The sequence below is a fragment of the Geminocystis sp. NIES-3709 genome (assembly GCF_001548115.1).
GTDB lineage: Bacteria > Cyanobacteriota > Cyanobacteriia > Cyanobacteriales > Cyanobacteriaceae > Geminocystis.
Genome location: NZ_AP014821.1, coordinates 329,234 through 349,243, shown reverse-complemented (window position 1 = coordinate 349,243; position 20,010 = coordinate 329,234). Strand labels below are relative to the sequence as shown.

The 20,010-nt window shown below is 33.7% G+C and carries 19 protein-coding genes; 11 read left to right on the top strand and 8 right to left on the bottom strand.

Features of this window, described 5'->3' with window-relative positions:
* Nucleotides 1-80: 80 nt before the first annotated feature.
* The 5 genes from GM3709_RS01420 to dnaK all read left to right on the top strand — a co-directional run bounded on the left by GM3709_RS01420 (nt 81) and on the right by dnaK (nt 5,291).
* Complete coding sequence (locus tag GM3709_RS01420) at nt 81-848, top strand: slipin family protein (RefSeq protein ID WP_066115573.1); 768 nt, start codon at nt 81-83, stop codon at nt 846-848.
* Between the two features lie 382 nt (nt 849-1,230).
* A complete protein-coding gene (pipX, locus tag GM3709_RS01415; RefSeq protein WP_173645693.1) occupies nt 1,231-1,500 on the top strand; it encodes a transcriptional coactivator PipX in 270 nt (89 codons plus the stop codon).
* Nucleotides 1,501-1,568: 68 nt separating this feature from the next.
* A complete protein-coding gene (locus GM3709_RS01410) occupies nt 1,569-2,243 on the top strand; it encodes a YggS family pyridoxal phosphate-dependent enzyme (protein WP_066115569.1) in 675 nt (224 codons plus the stop codon).
* A gap of 136 nt (nt 2,244-2,379) precedes the next feature.
* Nucleotides 2,380-3,198, top strand: coding sequence for a nucleotide exchange factor GrpE (gene grpE / locus GM3709_RS01405; RefSeq protein WP_066115567.1), 819 nt, complete (start codon nt 2,380-2,382; stop codon nt 3,196-3,198).
* A gap of 83 nt (nt 3,199-3,281) precedes the next feature.
* On the top strand, nt 3,282-5,291 hold the full coding sequence (gene dnaK / locus GM3709_RS01400) for a molecular chaperone DnaK (protein WP_066115565.1): 2,010 nt from the start codon (nt 3,282-3,284) through the stop codon (nt 5,289-5,291).
* Between the two features lie 46 nt (nt 5,292-5,337).
* Here the strand turns inward: dnaK and GM3709_RS01395 are convergent, their stop codons facing one another.
* Complete coding sequence (locus tag GM3709_RS01395) at nt 5,338-6,507, bottom strand: histidine kinase (protein ID WP_082712917.1); 1,170 nt, start codon at nt 6,505-6,507, stop codon at nt 5,338-5,340.
* Nucleotides 6,508-7,170: 663 nt separating this feature from the next.
* On the opposite strand from GM3709_RS01395, the gene GM3709_RS01390 reads away from it, so the two are divergent.
* The 3 genes from GM3709_RS01390 to GM3709_RS01380 all read left to right on the top strand — a co-directional run bounded on the left by GM3709_RS01390 (nt 7,171) and on the right by GM3709_RS01380 (nt 9,694).
* Nucleotides 7,171-8,265, top strand: a complete 1,095-nt coding sequence (locus tag GM3709_RS01390; protein WP_066115563.1) for an FAD-binding oxidoreductase — start codon at nt 7,171-7,173, stop codon at nt 8,263-8,265.
* 350 nt (nt 8,266-8,615) lie between these two features.
* The gene (locus GM3709_RS01385) at nt 8,616-9,011 is read left to right on the top strand and encodes a ferredoxin (protein WP_066115561.1); all 396 of its coding nucleotides are present in this window, start codon (nt 8,616-8,618) and stop codon (nt 9,009-9,011) included.
* Between the two features lie 44 nt (nt 9,012-9,055).
* Nucleotides 9,056-9,694, top strand: a complete 639-nt coding sequence (locus tag GM3709_RS01380) for a response regulator transcription factor (RefSeq protein ID WP_066115560.1) — start codon at nt 9,056-9,058, stop codon at nt 9,692-9,694.
* Nucleotides 9,695-9,825: 131 nt separating this feature from the next.
* Here the strand turns inward: GM3709_RS01380 and GM3709_RS01375 are convergent, their stop codons facing one another.
* The 3 genes from GM3709_RS01375 to GM3709_RS01365 all read right to left on the bottom strand — a co-directional run bounded on the left by GM3709_RS01375 (nt 9,826) and on the right by GM3709_RS01365 (nt 11,839).
* The gene (locus GM3709_RS01375; protein ID WP_066115558.1) at nt 9,826-10,047 is read right to left on the bottom strand and encodes a photosystem II protein, Psb35-related; all 222 of its coding nucleotides are present in this window, start codon (nt 10,045-10,047) and stop codon (nt 9,826-9,828) included.
* A 667-nt stretch (nt 10,048-10,714) separates the two neighbouring features.
* On the bottom strand, nt 10,715-11,188 hold the full coding sequence (locus GM3709_RS01370) for an Hsp20/alpha crystallin family protein (RefSeq protein ID WP_066115556.1): 474 nt from the start codon (nt 11,186-11,188) through the stop codon (nt 10,715-10,717).
* Between the two features lie 168 nt (nt 11,189-11,356).
* Nucleotides 11,357-11,839 (bottom strand): DUF2808 domain-containing protein, encoded by a 483-nt coding sequence (locus tag GM3709_RS01365; protein ID WP_066115554.1) that lies wholly within the window; start codon nt 11,837-11,839, stop codon nt 11,357-11,359.
* A 124-nt stretch (nt 11,840-11,963) separates the two neighbouring features.
* Here GM3709_RS01365 and GM3709_RS01360 point away from each other — a divergent pair, with 124 nt between their 5' ends.
* On the top strand, nt 11,964-12,878 hold the full coding sequence (locus GM3709_RS01360) for a LysR family transcriptional regulator (protein WP_066115552.1): 915 nt from the start codon (nt 11,964-11,966) through the stop codon (nt 12,876-12,878).
* Nucleotides 12,879-13,201: 323 nt separating this feature from the next.
* Here the strand turns inward: GM3709_RS01360 and opcA are convergent, their stop codons facing one another.
* Nucleotides 13,202-14,578: a glucose-6-phosphate dehydrogenase assembly protein OpcA gene (gene opcA, locus GM3709_RS01355; RefSeq protein ID WP_066115550.1), complete on the bottom strand. Its 1,377-nt coding sequence runs from the start codon at nt 14,576-14,578 to the stop codon at nt 13,202-13,204.
* A gap of 91 nt (nt 14,579-14,669) precedes the next feature.
* The gene (gene zwf / locus GM3709_RS01350; RefSeq protein ID WP_066115548.1) at nt 14,670-16,199 is read right to left on the bottom strand and encodes a glucose-6-phosphate dehydrogenase; all 1,530 of its coding nucleotides are present in this window, start codon (nt 16,197-16,199) and stop codon (nt 14,670-14,672) included.
* Nucleotides 16,200-16,413: 214 nt separating this feature from the next.
* Between zwf and GM3709_RS20365 the strand changes: the two genes are divergently transcribed.
* Nucleotides 16,414-16,620, top strand: a complete 207-nt coding sequence (locus GM3709_RS20365) for a hypothetical protein (RefSeq protein ID WP_066115546.1) — start codon at nt 16,414-16,416, stop codon at nt 16,618-16,620.
* Between the two features lie 224 nt (nt 16,621-16,844).
* Nucleotides 16,845-17,531, top strand: a complete 687-nt coding sequence (locus tag GM3709_RS01340; RefSeq protein WP_197671859.1) for an urease accessory protein UreF — start codon at nt 16,845-16,847, stop codon at nt 17,529-17,531.
* A 183-nt stretch (nt 17,532-17,714) separates the two neighbouring features.
* On the opposite strand, the gene lysS is transcribed toward GM3709_RS01340, so the two are convergent.
* Nucleotides 17,715-19,283, bottom strand: a complete 1,569-nt coding sequence (gene lysS / locus GM3709_RS01335; protein ID WP_066115544.1) for a lysine--tRNA ligase — start codon at nt 19,281-19,283, stop codon at nt 17,715-17,717.
* A gap of 357 nt (nt 19,284-19,640) precedes the next feature.
* Nucleotides 19,641-19,988, bottom strand: a complete 348-nt coding sequence (locus tag GM3709_RS01330) for a YkgJ family cysteine cluster protein (protein WP_066115542.1) — start codon at nt 19,986-19,988, stop codon at nt 19,641-19,643.
* Between the last annotated feature and the right edge of the window lie 22 nt (nt 19,989-20,010).

The following is a 20,010-nucleotide window of genomic DNA, read 5'->3' as shown; positions in this document are numbered from 1 at the left end:
AGATAATAGGTAATAGGTATTAATCATTCATTGTTAATTATTTAGAAGACAAGAAGAAATTTATAGGAGTAATTTAAGAAATGGAAGGAATACTAACAATACTTGTACCGGTGATCATTTTCGTATTAACAGGGTTTAAAATCGATCGAGAATATGAAAGGGGTGTTATTTTTCGTCTTGGCAGAATGAGTAGTATTAAAGGACCTGGATTATATTGGACAATACCATTAGTTGACCAAAAAGCTAAAGTTGATATTCGTACTAAAACAGTTGAGATAAAATCCCAAGAAACCATTACGGCTGACAGTGTTACAGTAAAAGTTAACGCCGTATTATATTATCGAATTTTAGATCCTAATCGTGCTATTAATAAAATAGAAGATTATACAACTGCAGTGTATCAAGCCGCTATGACTACCTTACGAAATGTATTAGGTCAAAATGCGTTGGATAACATTCTGCGTAACCGAGATAAAATGAACATTCAAATTCAAGAAATTGTCGATGAAATTACTGAACCTTGGGGCGTAGTCATTGAAAGAGTAGAAATGAAAGATGTAGAAATACCTCAATCAATGCAACGGGCAATGGCACAAGAAGCAGAAGCCATCCGAGAAAAAAGAGCTCGTTTAATCAAAGCCGCCGCCGAAAAAGACGCTTCTATAATGTTATCAGAAGCCAGTCAGCAGATGATGAATAATCCGATCGCCCTTGAATTAAGAAGACTACAAACTTTAACAGAAATAGGAGCAGAAAACAATACAACTACAGTTATGTTAGTACCTACGGAATTAATTACCCTGACGAAACAAATGGCGGATAAATTGGCAAGGGAATCCGAAGATTAGTAGATTTTGAAGAAAATAATACTTTCAATATGAAAAAAAATTTTCTGATAATTATTCAGTTTCTTACCAATTAGTCGTAATTATTTGCAACTAAAAAACAATGGCGTAAAGTCCAATTTTGTTCAGAAAAAGTCCTAAAAATTAACGATCGTTTACCAAAATTACATCATAATTTACCCCCGTCTCTCCTTCAAATTTGTCATCAATTCAAACTCGACTAACTATTAAGTTTATTTTTTTTGGTAATACTAAAGGAAAGAAATGAAATAAACTCCTTATCTTCTGTTTTTTTTCGTTAAAAATAGAATTATGGTAAAAGAAACGATACAATCAAATATTGTCATGCTAACACTCAAATATTTAGCATTATTCTATAAGTTTAATGAGTACAGAAATATATATAAATCATCCCAATTTTGGTCTTCTTTATCGTTTATGTATCGTTGAAAAAAACGAGGAATTATTTACGACACTATATGCTCAACGTCTTTTTTTTAAGGTGATTATTCAACCTCAAGAAACGATTTTTGAACCCCTAAGTCGTACTGAAGCCCGTTTATTGATAGAGGGAAAATTACGTCGTCTTCGGAGTAATGGTGAATGGGAGACTTATAAACAAGTAAATCAACTTTATCAACGGACTTTTCAATAGAGTAATCGATGAATTAAATGACAATTTTATGGGCGAAAAAACTAATCTAAATTAATTGTATTTTGAATATGACTCATAATCTCGTCCACAGATTAACGGAAATTCAGCAATCTATTCCTCCTCATGTGCGGCTAATAGCCGTCAGTAAAAAGGTTTCTATTGAAGCGATGCGTGTGGTTTATCATGAGGGATTGAGAGATTTTGCTGAAAATAAACTACAGGATGCGATCGTAAAACAAGAGAAATTACGAGATTTATCAGATATTTGTTGGCATTTTATCGGTCATTTACAAACTAATAAAGCAAAAAAAGCGATCGAATGTTTTCCGTGGATTCATTCGGTAGATAGTTTAAAATTGGCTCAAAAATTAGATTTTTATGCTCAACAAGCCTTAGAAAATAGTATTATTTTTCAATTACCACAGGTTTGTTTACAGGTGAAAGTTTTACCTGATGAGAATAAGTATGGTTGGAGTGTTGAACATTTATACCAAGATTTATCAAGTCTAAAATTCCTGAATAATCTCAATGTTCGAGGATTAATGACAATTCTACCTTTAGGATTATCTTCTACTCAGATTTTATCAGCTTTTCAAACACTAAGAGATTTACGCGATCGTCTTCAGAATTCTTTTAATTCTAATTTTGATCAATTATCGATGGGAATGTCTGGAGATTATCTTTTGGCGATCGAAGCTGGTGCTACAATGATTCGTTTAGGTACTAAGTTATTTGTTCCGTAATTTTTTATTTCTTATTCCTAAATTGAAAGGTTAAAATTTGTGCTTATTCGAGTAGAATGAGATATGAGTGCTAAACACAAAGAAATAATTTTCTTTTTTAGGTATCTTTGTAAGTATTAAAAATATTGTAGCTATGATGAGTGAAACGGACAATTACCCTGATTTAGAACAAGAGATAGAAATGGCAGATAAACAAGAAAACTCTGAGCCAGAGCAAATGATGCCCGATGAAAATTCCACAACACTAAAAACAGATTTAACATCGGATCAAGTATCCTGCCACTCAGAGGATCTTGCAGATGAATCGATCGAAGAATTAACCTTAGAGGTAGAATCTGAGCCAGAAACAACAACTTCACAAGAAAACGAACAACCTCAATCCTGTTCCATTGATGAGGCTACTCAAAGCTACATCAACCAATTAGAAGAAGAAATTACCGCCCTAAAAGCTAAGTTGGAGACAGAAATAGAACAAGGTAAAACCTTTCAAGGTCAATACATGAGATTAACGGCAGATTTTGATAATTTCCGTCGTCGTACTACTAAAGAAAAAGAGGAACTAGAACATGTAATCAAAAAACGAACTATCATGGAATTTTTACCAGTGGTAGATAATTTTGAACGGGCTAGGACTCAAATAAAACCGGCTAATGATGGAGAATTGAACATTCATAAAAGCTATCAAGGAGTCTATAAAACCTTTGTGGATAGTTTGAAAAAAATTGGTGTTTCCGCCATGCGTCCTGAAGGACAACCTTTTGATCCTAACTATCATGAAGCAATGTTAAGAGAACCAACTAAAGAATATGAAGAAGGAATTGTTATGGAACAACTGGTTAGAGGGTATCTTCTCAATAATGAAGTATTGCGATATGCGATGGTCAAAGTCGCCGCTATTCATGAGGAAGAATCTGAAAATACAGAAACTATCGAGAATTTGTCGGAAGATAATTAATAATATAATTGCAAAATTTCACCTTCTGACTATAATTAGATAAAAATAGTTTGATATAAAGTAAACCGCCATCACTGTTAACTATGGGAAAGGTAATAGGAATAGATTTAGGTACAACCAATAGTTGCGTCGCCGTTTTAGAGGGCGGTAAACCTATTGTCATAACTAATCAAGAAGGTTCAAGAACCACCCCTAGTATTGTGGGTTTTGGGAAGGGGAATCAAAGATTGGTAGGACAATTAGCGAAAAGACAAGCCGTTACTAATGCGGAAAATACTGTTTATAGTATTAAGCGTTTTATTGGTCATAGATGGGAGGAAACCGAAGGAGAACGTCGTAGGGTCACATATAACTGTGTTAGAGGAAAAGATAACATGGTTTCGGTGGATATTCAAGGTAAAAGTTATACCCCTCAAGAAATTTCTTCCATGATTCTGCAAAAGTTAAAAAATGATGCAGAAACTTTTTTGGGGGAAACCGTTACTCAAGCTGTAATTACAGTTCCAGCTTATTTTACCGATGCTCAAAGGCAAGCAACAAAGGATGCCGGAGTAATTGCTGGTTTAGAGGTAATGAGAATTATTAACGAACCAACGGCAGCGGCTTTAGCTTATGGATTAGATAAACAGGATGAAGATCAATTCGTCTTAGTATTTGATTTGGGTGGCGGTACTTTTGATGTTTCCATTTTACAACTGGGTAATGGTATTTTTGAGGTTGTTTCTACTTCTGGGAATAATCAGTTGGGGGGAGATGACTTTGATGCGGTAATTGTCGATTGGTTAATTGCTAAGTTTAATCAGCAAGAAGGTATTGATTTACGATCGGATAAAATGGCGTTGCAACGTCTGCGAGAGGCAGGAGAAAAAGCCAAAATAGAATTATCGAATTTAATGGAAACCTCCATCAATTTGCCATTCATTACCGCCGATGAAAGTGGTCCTAAACATTTAGAATTAGAGTTGTCTCGTCCCCAATTAGAGGATTTGATTCGTCCTTTAATTGATGATATTGTTCACCCTATGGAACAGGCTTTAAAGGATTCAGGTCTTAGAAAAGAACAAATTAACCGTATTGTGTTAGTTGGTGGTTCAACTAGAACTCCTGCTATTTCAGCAAAAATTGAGGAATATTTCGGTAGCAGTGTGCCGATCGATCGATCAATTAATCCCGATGAAGCGGTAGCTTTGGGTGCAGCGGTTCAAGGAGGTGTTTTAGGAGGAGAAGTACGTAATTTACTCCTTTTAGATGTTACTCCTTTATCATTAGGATTAGAAACTTTAGGGGAAGTGTTCACAAAAGTAATAGAAAGAAATACTACTATCCCTACCAGTAGAACACAGGTATTTTCTACAGCTATTGATGGACAAAGTTCTGTGGAAGTCCATGTTTTACAAGGGGAACGATCGATGATCAAGGATAACAAGAGTTTAGGTAAATTTTTGTTAACTGGTATCCCCCCCGCCCCCAGAGGAGTGCCTCAAATTGAGGTATCTTTTGATATTGATGTGGACGGTATTTTAAAAGTATCTGCTAGGGATAAAGGTACAGGTGTAGAACAGAGTATCCTCATTACCAATACGGGAGCATTAAGTTCTTCAGAAATTGATAGTATGAGACAAGAGGCTGAAAGATTTGCCTCTGAAGATAGTCGTCGATTAGAATTAGTGGAAATCAAGAAACAATTGGATAGCTTGATGTATAGCTATCAGTTAACCCTTGACAAAAATCCTCATCTTGTGAGTAATGAATTAAGAAATAATATTGAGTTGAGTCGTCGAAAATTAGAAGAAGCGATCGATTCTCCTACTACACCAGTAAAACAAGTAGAGGAATTGATGAAGAATTTTCGCACCTTAGTAGTTAATATTGGTGCTCAAGCCTATCAATCAAATCAAGATCCTACTGTTATCGGTGGTTTTGAACAAAAAGATAATACTGCTTATGAAGAATTAGACAGTGATGATGACTTTAAGAGTATTGAGGACGAGATTTTAAGTGGCTTGAGTCAGATTTCTGAAGATCCTAGCGAATTTGATTTCGACTATGATAAAGATGAGACTATCACGGGAGATTATGAAACCGTTGATTAATGATGTATCAAAATCTTTATCAAAAAACCTCATCATCAATTAATTTTTAGTTATAAACGGGAAGAGTAAAACGAAAGCAACTTCCTTGATTGTTGTTACTATTATCATCTACCCAAATTTGTCCATAATGAGCATTAATAATACGACGACAAAGAGTTAAACCAATACCATAACCATCTTTCTGTTGATCTCTTTCTAAGCGGAAATGATCCTCGAAAATACGCTCTTTTTTGGTATCAGGAATACCTGAACCTATATCAATAATACTTACCTGTATTTTTTGGCTAGTTTTGTGAATTATTGATAAAACAATTGGGGCTGAACAAGGACTATATTTAATCGCATTTTCTAATAAATTAATAATAACTTGTCTGAGCAAATTTTCATCAGCATAAACAAATGGTAAATCTTGAGGTATTTCTTTAATAATATGTTGTTTTTTCTCTCTTAATTTAGATTGTAAATCAAGAATAATCTCTTCGGAAATCATTGCTAAATTGACTTTTTTTGGTACGATATTTAACTGTCCACTAATACTTTTAGAAGAGTTTAATAAATGAGCGATCATTTTATTCATGATAAAAAATTGATTTTTAGCCTGTTGAAATAGTCGATTATATAACGATCGATTCTCACAATAATCAGGCCTATTTTGTGCCAATTCTATGGTTTCAAGGGCGATAGACGCTGCTGTTAATGGACTTCTTAAATCATGGGCTAACATCGTCAACATTTGATTTTTAAATTGTATCTGTTGTTTTAACTGATCAACTTCTTGTTTTAATTGAAAAAGCTCATCTTGTAAGTGAATTAAATCAACGGAGGGTAAACAAGTTTGAAAGGCTGATTCGTTACTGGAAAATGAGGATACATTACTATCTTGTAAAGAATTTTGCCATTTATACCAACACTTTTGTAGTTGTGCCGTCAAATTACTCCCGGCTAAAGTTTGCTGAGGTGGAGGAGTAACTTTTACTAATGCTGGAGTAGCGACTAATTTAAAATGTTCTACTAAATGAGGATGTTTAGTAATTTCTAATACTTCTAATTGAAAACTATAATCGACAGTTAAACTCTGTAAATAATTTTTAATTTGTTCAACATTTTTTTGTGAACTACGACGATTATCAACAAATAATAGTAATTGAAGATTCGTATTTTTATTGATACTTGGTATATTGGGGAATAATTCTGATTCGTTATGGGATAGAGACATGACTAAACCTCAAAGTCTGACAATCACTGTCTTTCTTAATTACATAGACGGATTAGTTAGAATAACTCAATCTTTCAACAAGTAAAAGGAAAGTTGATTTTCTTACCTTGTTAAGAGCTATGAAGTTATGGATAATGCAATATAAATGATTAAAAAGTATTAGCTGTTTTTTGACAAAAAACTAATAGAGATCAACTTTTTATTTATCTTATATTATCTTAGTTTGAGATTAATTTTATCTTCAATGTGCTAATTTTTCATTATTTCTCAGAGAAGATTATAAATTGTTTTATCATACATTGCAAACCATGAAAAATATATTGATGCAATTGTTGTGAGGAGTAATTATGTTTAATTACCAGTCAGCGATTAGCTATTAGAATTTAATAATTCAAAGTATCTAAAATTCTGACAAATGATCTAGGAATGCTATATTACTTCAGTTCGATCTAAAAATAGGTGATGACTGACTCTCGTTGACAGGCAAACAAGTATATTATATTTCTTGTGAATGAATAAAATTCTCTCAAAAATATACAAATATTGAGAATTTTTTCCCCTCTCCACTGGTTATCTTGTCTCGTCTTAATCATTTTTCTTCAGTCGAACTGAGATTGTATCGAACTCAGGTTATATTAATTATTCATTATCTATAATTTATTGATGAGTAAAGTTATTGTTATTGGTAGTGGTATTGTAGGAAGTACGATCGCTTATGAATTAAGCAAGTATCCTGATTTAGATATTACTCTGATTGATGAAAAAAATCCAGGCACTGGTGCAACGGGCGCAGCGTTAGGTATTTTAATGGGTATCATTAGCCATAAAACTAAAGGTAAAGCATGGAGATTAAGGGAAATTAGTCTCAAAAGATATGATACTCTAATTCCTGAATTGGAAACGATAACAGGGTTAGAAATTCCTTATAATCAGCAAGGGATAGTTAAGTTACTTTTTTCTGATGATGATTTAACAAAGTGGGAAAATTTAGCTCATATTCGATCGACTCAAGGCTATAATCTCTCTATTTGGAGTCAAGAGGAGTTAAGAAATCGTTGCCCCGAAATTAATGTATCTTTTTTGTTAGGTGCTGTATATTCACCTTGCGATCGTCAAATAAATCCTACTTTTCTGACAAAGGCATTAGTAAAAGGTGCATCTTTAAGAGGAGTAAAGTGTATTTTTGGGGAAAAAGTGGTTAGTCTAACTACTATAGGTGAAGGCAATAACAGATATTGTAATGAAGTTAATTTAGAAAATAGATCGTTATCCGCCGACTGGGTAATTTTAGCGACGGGATTGGGTACATCATCCTTGATACAATCTTTAGGATCAAATATAGCGGTTAAACCCGTATTAGGACAAGCATTATTAGTTAAACATCCAAGATGGCAAACTCCAGATAATTTTTCTCCTGTTATTACTGGGAATGATATTCACATTGTACCAATGGGAAATGATGAGTTATGGTTAGGTGCTACTGTTGAATTTCCTGATAATCTCGATCGACTGATTCCCAATGAAGAGTTATTGATGAATTTACAAAAAAAAGCAATCGAATTTTGTCCTAGTTTAGCCTCTGCTCCAATCATGTTATCATGGACAGGAAAAAGACCAAGACCTGAAGGCAAATCTGCACCTATCATTGAAAAACTAGATAATTACCATAACATTATCTTAGCTACGGGTCATTACCGCAACGGCATATTATTAGCTCCCGCAACCGCTTTATCTGTCAAGGAATTAATCGATAATTAGATGAAGTGAGGAAGAGTTTATCATCATTTTTCTACTTAATCTAATCTATTATACTTTTTCTGTCTATCTTCAGCAATTTTCTTATAGCTGTCTCAGGTAAATCAGCAAGAATGAACTATAAAATGATCAGTAAAGGGAGGAAATAGGGAACAAGCAATAGGGAAATGTGATAATAATTGATTCAAAATTATCAATAATTTATTTATTTCAATTGTTTATTAAATTTAATATCTATGATTCGTACAAATTTTGTCTGATTAACACTCCTTTTCCCTTATTAATGAAAGTTTAAGACATCGAACTCAGGTAAAATCAAGTTATTAATTTCTAAAGTATATTATTTATCCCTTATGATCGAAGAATCCGTTAAAAATTTAGGATTATCTCACATTCAACGTCATGTATTTTTATGTTGTGATCAAGCAAAACCGAAATGTTGTTCTAAAGAGGATAGCCTAGAATCTTGGCAATATCTCAAAAAAAGATTAAAAGAGTTAAATTTAGATCATCCTACTGTAGAAAATCCTTATTGTATTTTTCGTACCAAAGTAGATTGTCTTCGTGTTTGTGTGGAAGGGCCTATATTATTAGTTTATCCTGATGGTACATGGTATCGGAATGCAACTCCAAACACGATCGAAAAAATTATTCAAGAACATCTAATAGGCAATAAAATAGTAGAGCAATATTTATTTCATCAACATCCATTACCTTTTTCAAAAATAGAGGAAATAGTGGAAGAATAAGAGATGATATTGACGAAAACCCTAATGACTCTCAGCGAAAAACTATGAAAGATATACCCTCTAAAAAATTATTGTTAATAGATGATGATCCAAATTTAATCCTGTTAGTGAAAGATTATTTAGAATTTAATGGTTATGAGGTGTTAACCGCTAGTCAAGGGATGGAGGCAATTAAAATATTAGAAAAAGAAACTCCTGATTTAATTATCTGTGATGTCATGATGCCAGAAATGGATGGTTATACCTTTGTACAAGAAATTCGTCAAAATCCTCGTTTAGATTGGCTTCCCGTTATCTTTTTATCTGCTAAAGGACAAAGTAAAGATAGAATTAAAGGTTTAACTCAAGGTGCTGATGTATATATGGTAAAACCCTTTGAACCTGATGAATTAGTAGCACAAGTGCGATCTACTCTTAATCAAAGTGTTCGTTTAATGGGTAGTAATCCCCGCAAAACAGAGAATTATCCCAGAATACAAGTACCTAAAAGTGTCGAATTAACTCCGACAGAAACAAAAGTAGTTGATTTAGTCGCCCAAGGATTTTCTAATAAAGACATTTCTCAGGCTTTAGGAGTTAGTCAAAGAACGATCGAAAGTCATGTTTCTAATATGTTAAACAAAACAGGATTACATAATCGCACAGAATTATCTCGATGGGCAATTCAAAATGAGTTAGTGTAAATTTACCAATACTGACAAGTCTTACTTTTTGCATATTCAACATAAAAAAGAGGCTTGAAATATCAAGCCCCTCGATCGATGAAAAACAATAGAAATGTACTGTTATGAGTCAGTCAATTTGCTAACAGAAATTAATTTTTAGTTGCATTATAAGCATCAATAGAGTAAGCGGGTATTCTTACTAAATAATCAGTATCTTTTCCAGTAAATGATTTGGCTAATTGATCAAAAGATTCAGAATCCCAGTTGCGTTGATGAATGGGTTTTGTTTGTTCTCCCAAGAAATACGCTTGAGTACCAATGAGAGAAGCTGCTAACCAACCGATAATGAATAATGAAATTAAAATTGCCATAATTTTCAAGCTCCTTTTTGCTTGACTACTCCTTTATATTAACTTATGTAAATTTTTGTTGCAATTACTTGACACGAATTTTTTTTCTGGTTAATACTCCTTGACAATAAGTTAAAATTTACTCTAGGCAATTCAATATATCAATATAATTAGGGGTTGCTGAAAAAGTATTTTGATGAGGGAAGGTGTTAGGTTTTAGGTAAAATAATGAAAAATCAAGGTTTTGAGGTTCTGTGTAATATATATACAAACAAACTAATTCTTGAAAAATAAGTGAAAATGCTAGGTTTTTTAGTAATAATTGCTAAAACTGGGCACTTTTTTGTTCATGTATTATGTCTAAACCCTTTATTTTAAAATAGTCTTCTGATTTATTCAGCAAACCCTAATTAACTTCAGTGGGACATAAAATTATCGGTAAAGAGAGGGAAGGAATAGTGACAAGAATTGATTTTAAAACTCCTAAAATTGATTTTACCGTTTTAATTTATTTAAGGTTACTAAAATACTATGATTTTGAATCTAAAGTAAAATCCCTCTCTCGACTAAAGAGAAGGACTTTTAAAAATATCTATTAATAATATTGTTAGGAGAGGTTGTTTACAGAATCCACTTAGGTTAATTAAAATAAATGGATTGAAAACTTAACCTTTAACACAACAAAGATTTATTGAGCGGTGTTTGCTTCTAACGCAGGTTGTGTATTTTCCTGTAAGCTAACTTTAAATACTTTGTTTTTAACTTCTTCAATTTTTGGTAAATTTAGAGTTAAAATTCCGTCTTTATAATCAGCACTTACTTTTTCATTTTGAATGGCTACAGGTAAATTAATAGTGCGTTCAAACTTACCGTAATTAAATTCGGAAACATAGTAACCATTCTCTTTATTTTCTTCATGATGACGATATTCTCCACTAATTTTTACCGCTTCACGGGTAACACTAATATCGAGATCTTTTTTGTCAATACCGGGTACTAAAACTTTTAAACTCAAGCTATCTTGATTGTCAAATAATTCGATCGCAGGTTTTAAAACAGTATTAGTAGGGTTATCCCAAGAGGTAATTTCATCAAAAAGTCGATTCATTTGACGATGTAAACTATTAATGTCAGATAAAGGATAAAAACGAACTAAAGACATAATCGATCGCCTCCTAATAACTAATTTAATGACTATTTATTTAATCTTTATTGTTATTTTTATAATGTCATAAATTTTTTTTAGTTAGAAGACGGTAAACCGAAAATAATAAGTAGGGTTTTCTGAATCAAAATAAAATTACACACCATCAAATAAGCTAGAACGTATCTAAGTTTGATCTTTTAATCTAACCATTGCCGAACCGATGGGGATTTCTTCTCCTATTTCCTGTAGTTTAGCACTGACTCGATAAAGCACACGACCACCCATTCTCGACATATCTACGCCCGAAAGTCTTATGGTCACATAATTATCAGGTTTTACGGGTTGAGCAAAATTAATTGTCACCGCTCCTGACGTTAATGCGATCGTACTAGGAATTTCTGTTCCATTTCTATCTAAAACTTTTGCCGTAATTGAACGCCCCATATCCAAAGGCAAAGAAATTGTTGCTGATTCTAAAGAAAATCCTGTTACCCCTAAAGTAATAAAATGAGTATCTCCTGAAGCTCCAGCAATACCGGAATTAGAAATAAAAGGCACAGTAAAACTCATGATCATCTGTGCTTGTGCTTGGGGCGTGATTATCGGTAAAAAAGTACTGGAAATAGCCAAGGCAGAAAGAGAACTAGCAAATAAACGAAAGTTCATGGTATTAAAATCCTTAATAATTAAACAAAATTGGATAACGGTATGGTAATTTATTTAACTTTGTTTGAGAAGTAGATAAAATAGAATAAGCTATATGCCATTTTGGAAGAAGCAATAATGTAAGATGGATCGAATTAGCTGTATGCAGAGCTTTGTCAGAGCTGTAGATTTGAATAGTTTTTCAGCAGTAGCGCGAGAACAGAATACCACACAACCAACCATTAGTAAACAAATTGCCTCTTTAGAAAAATATTTAGGAGTACAATTATTAATTCGTTCTACTACAAATTTAAACTTAACAGAAGAAGGCAAAAGATATTATCAGTATTGTCAGGAAATTTTGGAAACTGTTGCTGAGGCTGAGGCTAATCTGAGAGGAGAAGAAAAGGCAAGAGGAATTTTACGGCTAGGTTGCTCAGTTCTTTTTGGACAGATGCAAATTGTCCCTCGTTTAAATACTTTTATCAAGTCCTATCCTGATGTCAAAATCGACTTGGTTATGGCGGATCATTTTGTTAATATTATTGAACAAGGTTTAGATCTTTTAATTCGTATCGGCGATCGTCAAGATAATTCTCTGATTACTAATCGTATTGGTACAACTCGTCGTATCACTGTAGCAACACAAAGCTATTTTGATCAAGCTGGTGAACCTCAAACGCCGGAAGATTTAGTTAATCATCACTGTATCGTTTATACTCATTTGGCAACGGGCAACGAATGGCATTTTCAAGGAAAAGAGGGAATTATTAAAGTAAAAGTTGGAGGCTATTTTCAAACGGATAGTTCGATAGCGATTCGATCGGCCATTTTATCAGGTTTAGGTATTGCTGTTGCTCCAGTGTGGATGTTTGGTGATGAAATTTATCAAGGTAATCTTAAGATTGTATTACAAGATTATCCGCCGACATCATTTCCTATTTGCGCCGTTTATCATCGTAGTCGTTTTTATCCTGCCAAAATTACTTCTTTTATTAATTTTTTAAAATCAGAATTTAAACTTGATCCTTGGGTTTGTGATTATGAAATAATGAGGTAACTGCCAAGATCTTAAATTTTAGTAGAAAATAATTGTTCTACTATTGAAGGCTTTTATCAAATTTTTTCCTTCACTGTTTCTATGTTGTTTTGATCTCGGGAGTTACAAAAAAATTATATTTTTTCTTATTAAGGAATGCGATAGGTACCTGAGTTCGATATTAGAAACCTTTAAAAATAAAGGCTTACGAGTAGTAATAGAATAAATTTGACTTATTTAAAAGAATTAAATAAGCGTAAATCATTGTCTAAAATCAATTTAACTAATGTTTAAATCAATTCTTCTTACTGTCTCCTATCTCCTGCCTTCACCAATAATTTTATTTACGTCGAACTGAGGTGATAAGTAAGCCATAGTTCAAGAATTTGAGTAGTAATCACCATACTTTCTTGATAAAGAACATCTTTTCCCCAACGTTGTAATTGTTGACTTAATATCGTTTCTGTACTTTGATCTGCTAAAGAAGTTACTTGCTGAATACGGCAAGATTGAGCGCCTCCTCCCGCTTCCATGCGCATACAGCCCGTTGTTTCAGAACATAAGACGGTACAACAATCAGCGTCAAGGTTAGTAGAGGTTAATTTTAAACTGATTAAATCTCCTAAAACTTCACCCCAATCGGCGATCGGTACTCCAGCTAATTCTGCTTGAATTTCTTTGCCTTCAGGGTTAATTAATTTAACGGTAGTAATGTTATAATCTCCAGCTTCATAGCTATATTCAACTGGTTGCCAATTTAAGCGACTAGCTAACCAACCTAAATACATTAAGGCTTGAGAAGGATTACCTTTTTCATAGTCGATCGTAACTTGATCAACTTCCCAAATAGCACTTCGTCTTTCTGGAGGATCAAACGCTTCTGCGGTTAACTCTTTCCATGCAGATAATCTAGCCCAATTGAGATCGATTAACGGTATATCTTTATCCAATAATTTTCCTATTTTTAATAATTCCTCTTCTGGACGAACAAAAGTACTTGAATCAACAATGAGACGATCGCATTCACTAAGTAACCGTTGAAAAAGGGGATAATCTTCATCAATTCCAGCTTTCCACCACATAAATTTTGGTAACTCAGGAATCATTAACTCTGAGATAACACCTCCAACCCTTTCAAAAGCAGAAGAAACCCCAGTCACAGTGATATATTCACAACAGATTAAACTATTAGCAGAACGTTTATTTACAGGGCAATAGGCGGAAACTTGAGCTTTTACCCCTTCATCTTTTCCCGTAGTAGGACATAGGGTAATAATACGACAAGGGTTAATAGATGCGATCGCATCCGCAATTCCTGCCCCTTCTATATCGGGGGAATATTGTTTGACAGATGCTAAATCAGCTAAATCAATTTTGCCTTTCGCTTGTTTAATCTCAAATTCGGCTCTAAGTTTTGTTAACAATTTAGGAGATGAAAGTCCTGTAACTTCTAAACCATAAGATTTTTGAGCCGCTTTAATAGCTGAAGTGGTACGAGGGCCTCCAATACCATCTACTGGGCCTGTATAAAAACCTAACAAGGCAAGTAGTGGTTGTGTAGCTTCTGGCTCATAAATTAAAAAACTAAAAGTAGAAGCTCTAGTGGCGGTTAAACCGTCACCGACACCACTGTAGGTTTGCCAAATTTCTCGTAATTCTCGATCGATATAATCTAAATCAACATCTTTCGGTGCTTGTAATGATACTAATGGTGTTGTCATGATCTTTTATATTTAATAAACTAGGGTTGTCTATACTCTCGCAAAGGCGCAAAAGAATTTTAAGTCGGTGTCAGATATTTTTTTGCTATGCTCAAAGTCTGCGCCATCTTCTACCATCTCGGTTAAGTAAAAACTCCGCCTCTGGTGGTTGCCATGTACCAGCTTCATAAAATGGAATGGAATCGGGGGCAGATGGTGCATCCCAAGCAGTTAACGCAGGAGTCACAATGCGCCATGCTTCTTCTACTTCATCAGCACGGGTGAACAATGTTTGATCCCCTAACATACAATCTAAAAGCAAACGATGATAAGCGTCAGAAGTTGCCATACCAAAGGATGAGCCGTAACTGAAATCCATATCCACTGTACGAGTGCGTAATTCAGAACCTGGTACCTTTGCCTCAAATCTTAAAGAAATACCCTCATTCGGTTGAATGCGCAAGGCGAGAATATTCGGATTAGTTTGTTGTGCCGCCGATTGGAAGATAGTTAGAGGTACATCTTTAAATTGAATAGCAATTTCCGAGACTTTTTTCGGTAATCTTTTACCTGTGCGCAAATAAAAGGGTACACCTTGCCACCGCCAGTTATCTACCATTAATTTTAAAGCAACAAAAGTCGGGGTAGTAGAATCGGGATTAACATCTTTTTCGTCACGATAGCCCGGTATGGGTTTTCCTTTCATCCATCCTGGGGTATATTGTCCCCTAATGGCACTCTTTTCGAGGTTTTTCAAATCGGCAAGACGTGTTGACTGTAAAGCCTTTACTTTCTCTCCCCTAATACTATCGGCATTTACACCGTTAGGTGCTTCCATTGCTGTTAAAGCAAATAATTGTAATAGGTGATTTTGTACCATATCTCGCAATGCCCCTGCGGTTTCGTAATAACCTGCTCTTTCTTCAACTCCAACGGTTTCCGCTACAGTAATTTGAATATTATCAACATAGTTGCGATTCCATAAGGGTTCAAAAATGGCATTAGCAAAGCGAAATACCATTAAATTTTGTACAGTTTCTTTACCTAAATAGTGATCAATACGATAGACTTGTTCTTCTTTACAAACTTTTTGGACAATGCGGTTTAATACTTGGGCGCTGCTTAAGTCTTTACCGAAGGGTTTTTCGATAACTAAACGATGTTTCATCGGATCTTCTAGCATATTTGCTGCCCCTAATTGCTTAATGGCGGGGGGGAAAAATTTAGGAGATACCGCAAGATAAAATACTCGATTACCTCTTGTGCCTCTTCTAACGTCTAATTCTTCGAGAAATGCTTTTAATTTTTGATAACTTTCCCCTTCATCCATATTTCCGGCACAATAAAAAAGTCCATCGGCAAAATCTTGCCATAAGTCTTCTCTACCAATACCATCAGAAAATTCTTCGATACCCTCCCGCATTTGTTCTCGAAAATAGTCATGACTCCATTCTCGCCGTGCTACACCTACTATCGTCATTTCCGCAGGTAATCGCCCTTCTTTTTTGAGTTGATATAGCGCCGGTACTAATTTCCGTTGGGTTAAATCTCCTGATGCTCCAAAAATGACTAATATCAATGGTTCAGGGGTTTTGGCTTGTTTTAATCCGATTCTGAGAGGATTTTCTTGTAGTGTAAACATTTAATTCTGTTTTTGAACAACCACTTTCATTCTAGTTTCTCTATCAAAATCTGATTGATTTTCTTATTTATTGGTAAAGTTTTGTAAAGATGATCAATTAGGATTCGATCGCGTAGCGCCGCCCTTGGCGATCGAGAAATTTTATTGTTAAGAAATATAGCAAAACATTAATCTTTTTTAAAAATAGTTATGGGAATTAAAAGAAGGTGATAGCATGAGTTTTTTAAATTATATATATCATCAAAAAATGAATAATAATCAAGAAAAAGACTTAGTAAGTGCAGGTTTGACGGCTGCGATCGGTGCTGGAATTATTACTTCTTATGCGGTTAGTCAAGGTCAAAATCCTTTAGTTGCAACAGGAATAACAGTTTTTTCCGCACTATTAGCTGTTATTATTCATCAAGCAGATTTAATTTAACCGAAACTTATTCATTAATGATAGTTAATAATTAACAAACAAGGATTAAATATAGCAATTCCCGTTTTAGTAAGGTACAAAGATTGTCGTTGAAAAGCGAGAGGCAAGAGGCAATAAAAAAATGTACCTCATAATTATAAAAAACGCTATAAATAATTAATTTATAATCATACTTTTTATTTCTTTGCGTCTTTGCGTCTTTGCGAGATAAATCTTCTTTTTAGATGTTAATGTCAAAAAAATTATTATTACTTTTACAACTGTGTAACTCTAGTTTACCTTTGGGGGCTTATAGTTATTCTGAAGGTTTAGAAACTTTAGTCGAAGATCAACACCTGACTGATGATAAAAGTTTAAAAAATTGGTTATTAAATGAGTTAAAATATGGTTCAATTCGGATAGAGTCTGCTATAGTTGTTAGAGCTTATCAATGTTATTTAATCCGAGATTTGAATGGTTTATTATATTGGAATAACTGGTTTACTGCAAGTCGAGAAACCGCAGAATTGAGGCAACAAAGTTGGCAAATGGGCAAAAGTTTATTAAAATTAATTAGCTCTTTTGACTCAGAAGATGAATTTTTACAAGAGGTTATTAATAGTTTAAAACTTTCTGGTAATTACTCGATCGCATTCGGCATAATTACCGCCCATTGGAATATAAAAATAGAAGATGTTTTATTAGGTTATCTTCATAATTGGATCAGTAATTTAGTTAATGTTGGGATAAAATTAATTCCCTTGGGACAAACTCAAGGGCAAAAGTTGTTATTAAGTCTTAATGAGGAAATAAGTAAACAATTTGAAAGTATTTTATCTTTAAAAGACGAAGAATTATCAAGTTGCAGTTGGGGTTTATCTTTAGCTAGTATTAAACACGAACAATTATATACTCGTTTATTTCGTAGTTAAAAAATACTTTTATTTACTGAAATTTTTAGTTGGGTTAAACAAATTAGGAGGGAAAATCTCCCAAAGATGTAAAGACGAAAAAGTCTTATTGACAGAGATTATTAGAATTTGATATTAACAAGAATATCAGACAACAAAATAATTTAAAACATCAAGTTTTATCTTGTTTAACCCAACCTAATATTAAATTACTTCACTTAAGCGATTTAAAACAAAATCTTTATCTAAATAAGAGAATAAATAACCAGCTTTAGGCCCTTTTTCTTTACCTAAAAATGTATAATAAACTGCAGGAAATGCTATATTTGGGCTAACTCCTAATTGTTTAGTTGCTGTAAATAAAGCCGTTTGTAATTCTTCTCCTTCCCATTTTTCCACCATCGTTAAAATATCTTTTAAGGTGCTTAAATATTGTTTTTGTTCATCAGTTAAATTAGCCGTAATTTCAGGAACTCGATCGAAATAAATAACCAATTTTTCTTCTTCATCCGCATAATTTTCTAACCAGTTTTTGGCTACAGCAATACGTTGATTAATTTTTTCCCAATCATACTCATTTAATGGACGTTCTGATCTCTTAATAATTTCTGCTTTTAAATCTAAATGAGGCACTTGTAAAAGAGAAATAAGAGTGCTTATATCAAACGTATAATAAGGTTTAATTTCTTCATCTAATTGGGCATAAAATAAAGGTAATAAAGTTTTATCTAACTCAATATTTTCGTTATTTTCTGATTTTTGAGCATAATCATTTAACAAATTATCATAATCCCTAAATAAACGAGTAATCGTCTCATAATTAGGCGCAAAATTAATCACAGTTTTTGGTTGAGTTCTTAACATTAAAAAACGCAATAATTCAGGTGGTAATAAATCCGCCATATCCTTGGCACTTGAACCTACACCCTTAGAAGAACTCATTTTTGTACCATTGACTAAGATAAATTCATAAGGAGAATGAAAGGGCGGTTTTTTATGCAAAACTTTACGACATATACCATTAGCTACATCACGAGATCCACCTTTTTGAGAGTGATCTTTTCCAGCCATTTCCATCGTAACACCCACTAAATCCCATTTAGCTACCCATTCTACTTTCCAAGGTAGTTTACCGTTACCATCAAAAGGCGATACCCATCCCTGATGTCCACATCCTTTAACCCAATCTGTAGCGTCTTCTTTGCAGGTATAAAAAACTTTTTCCCCATCATAGTCCGTAACGTTAGTGGTGGCAATTTTTCCACAATTTTCGCAAATTACTTGAAAAGGATACCAGTTATCGGGTCGAAGGGCTTTACTTACATCTTTATAAACTTCTCTGACATCTTGAGCATGACGTAAAAACTTATCAATATAAGGGTTTAATTTGCCACTACGATACAAGTCTCGTAAATAGTAAATTTCGGCTTTGACTCCTAAATACTCAAAAACTGCTAAAAATTCCCTCATAAAGTATTTTGCATAATCGGAAGAACTTTCATCAGGAGAAGGTACGTTACAAAGAGGATAGCCTAAATAGGGGGCAAATTTTTCTTTATCCAAATAATGGGGGATAGTATCCAACGCATCGTAATCATCAACCCCATAGGTAAATTTAACTGGTTTTCCAGCCCTTTTTAAAGCCCGATACATGACATCATGAATAATAACTCCACGCACTGAACCTACATGAACTCTACCTGAAGGGGTTTTGGAATCGTTTACTAATTCTGGTTGTTGCGATGATTCCGCTATTTTATCCGCCCAAAACATAATTTATTCTCTCTTATCTGGTTAAACTTTAAACCTTCCATTATATAACAATCCCAGATGAATTATGAGAATTTGGGTGACGATACAGCAATTCATTCTCCTTTTGACTCAAAATCCGTCTCATCTTCAAAAACTTAAACGAATGAATAAGATTTACAGAAATTTTTAATAGAAATAAATGTAATTGAGAGCTTAAAATTTCCATAATGAGAATTTCTAGTAAAAATAGGAAATACTATTCAAGGGATTTACGACATTTTCAAAATACCCACCTTGAAATTTATTTCAACGCTAACAGCTAAAGTCTCTCTTAGCGGCTCAATAATTATCCATTTCTAATTCCTAATTCTTCATTTCTCATGCTACTTGTTCACGATAACTAATCATTTCTTTACTATCTTCGCCGTAAACTCCCTCAATTTGTTGATGGCAACAGTCAATAGCAAATTCTTCAAATTCGTTGAAAGGGACACCATATTTTTCTAAAAATACCTCTGGTTTCACTCGACAAAAACGAGGTCGATCGTCATAAATTTGACATTTTCTGGTTTCTTGATCATAATTAATACACCAACCATCATCTCCTACCATACTCATATACACTTCTAGTTCCGAGGATGTCAAATATTCATCTAAATTTGGTCGATCGACTGGATCTAAATTACAACAAGCACCACAGTTATTAACACAAAGCCACTGACTCATAAACAAAAAGATTTGTAACAAA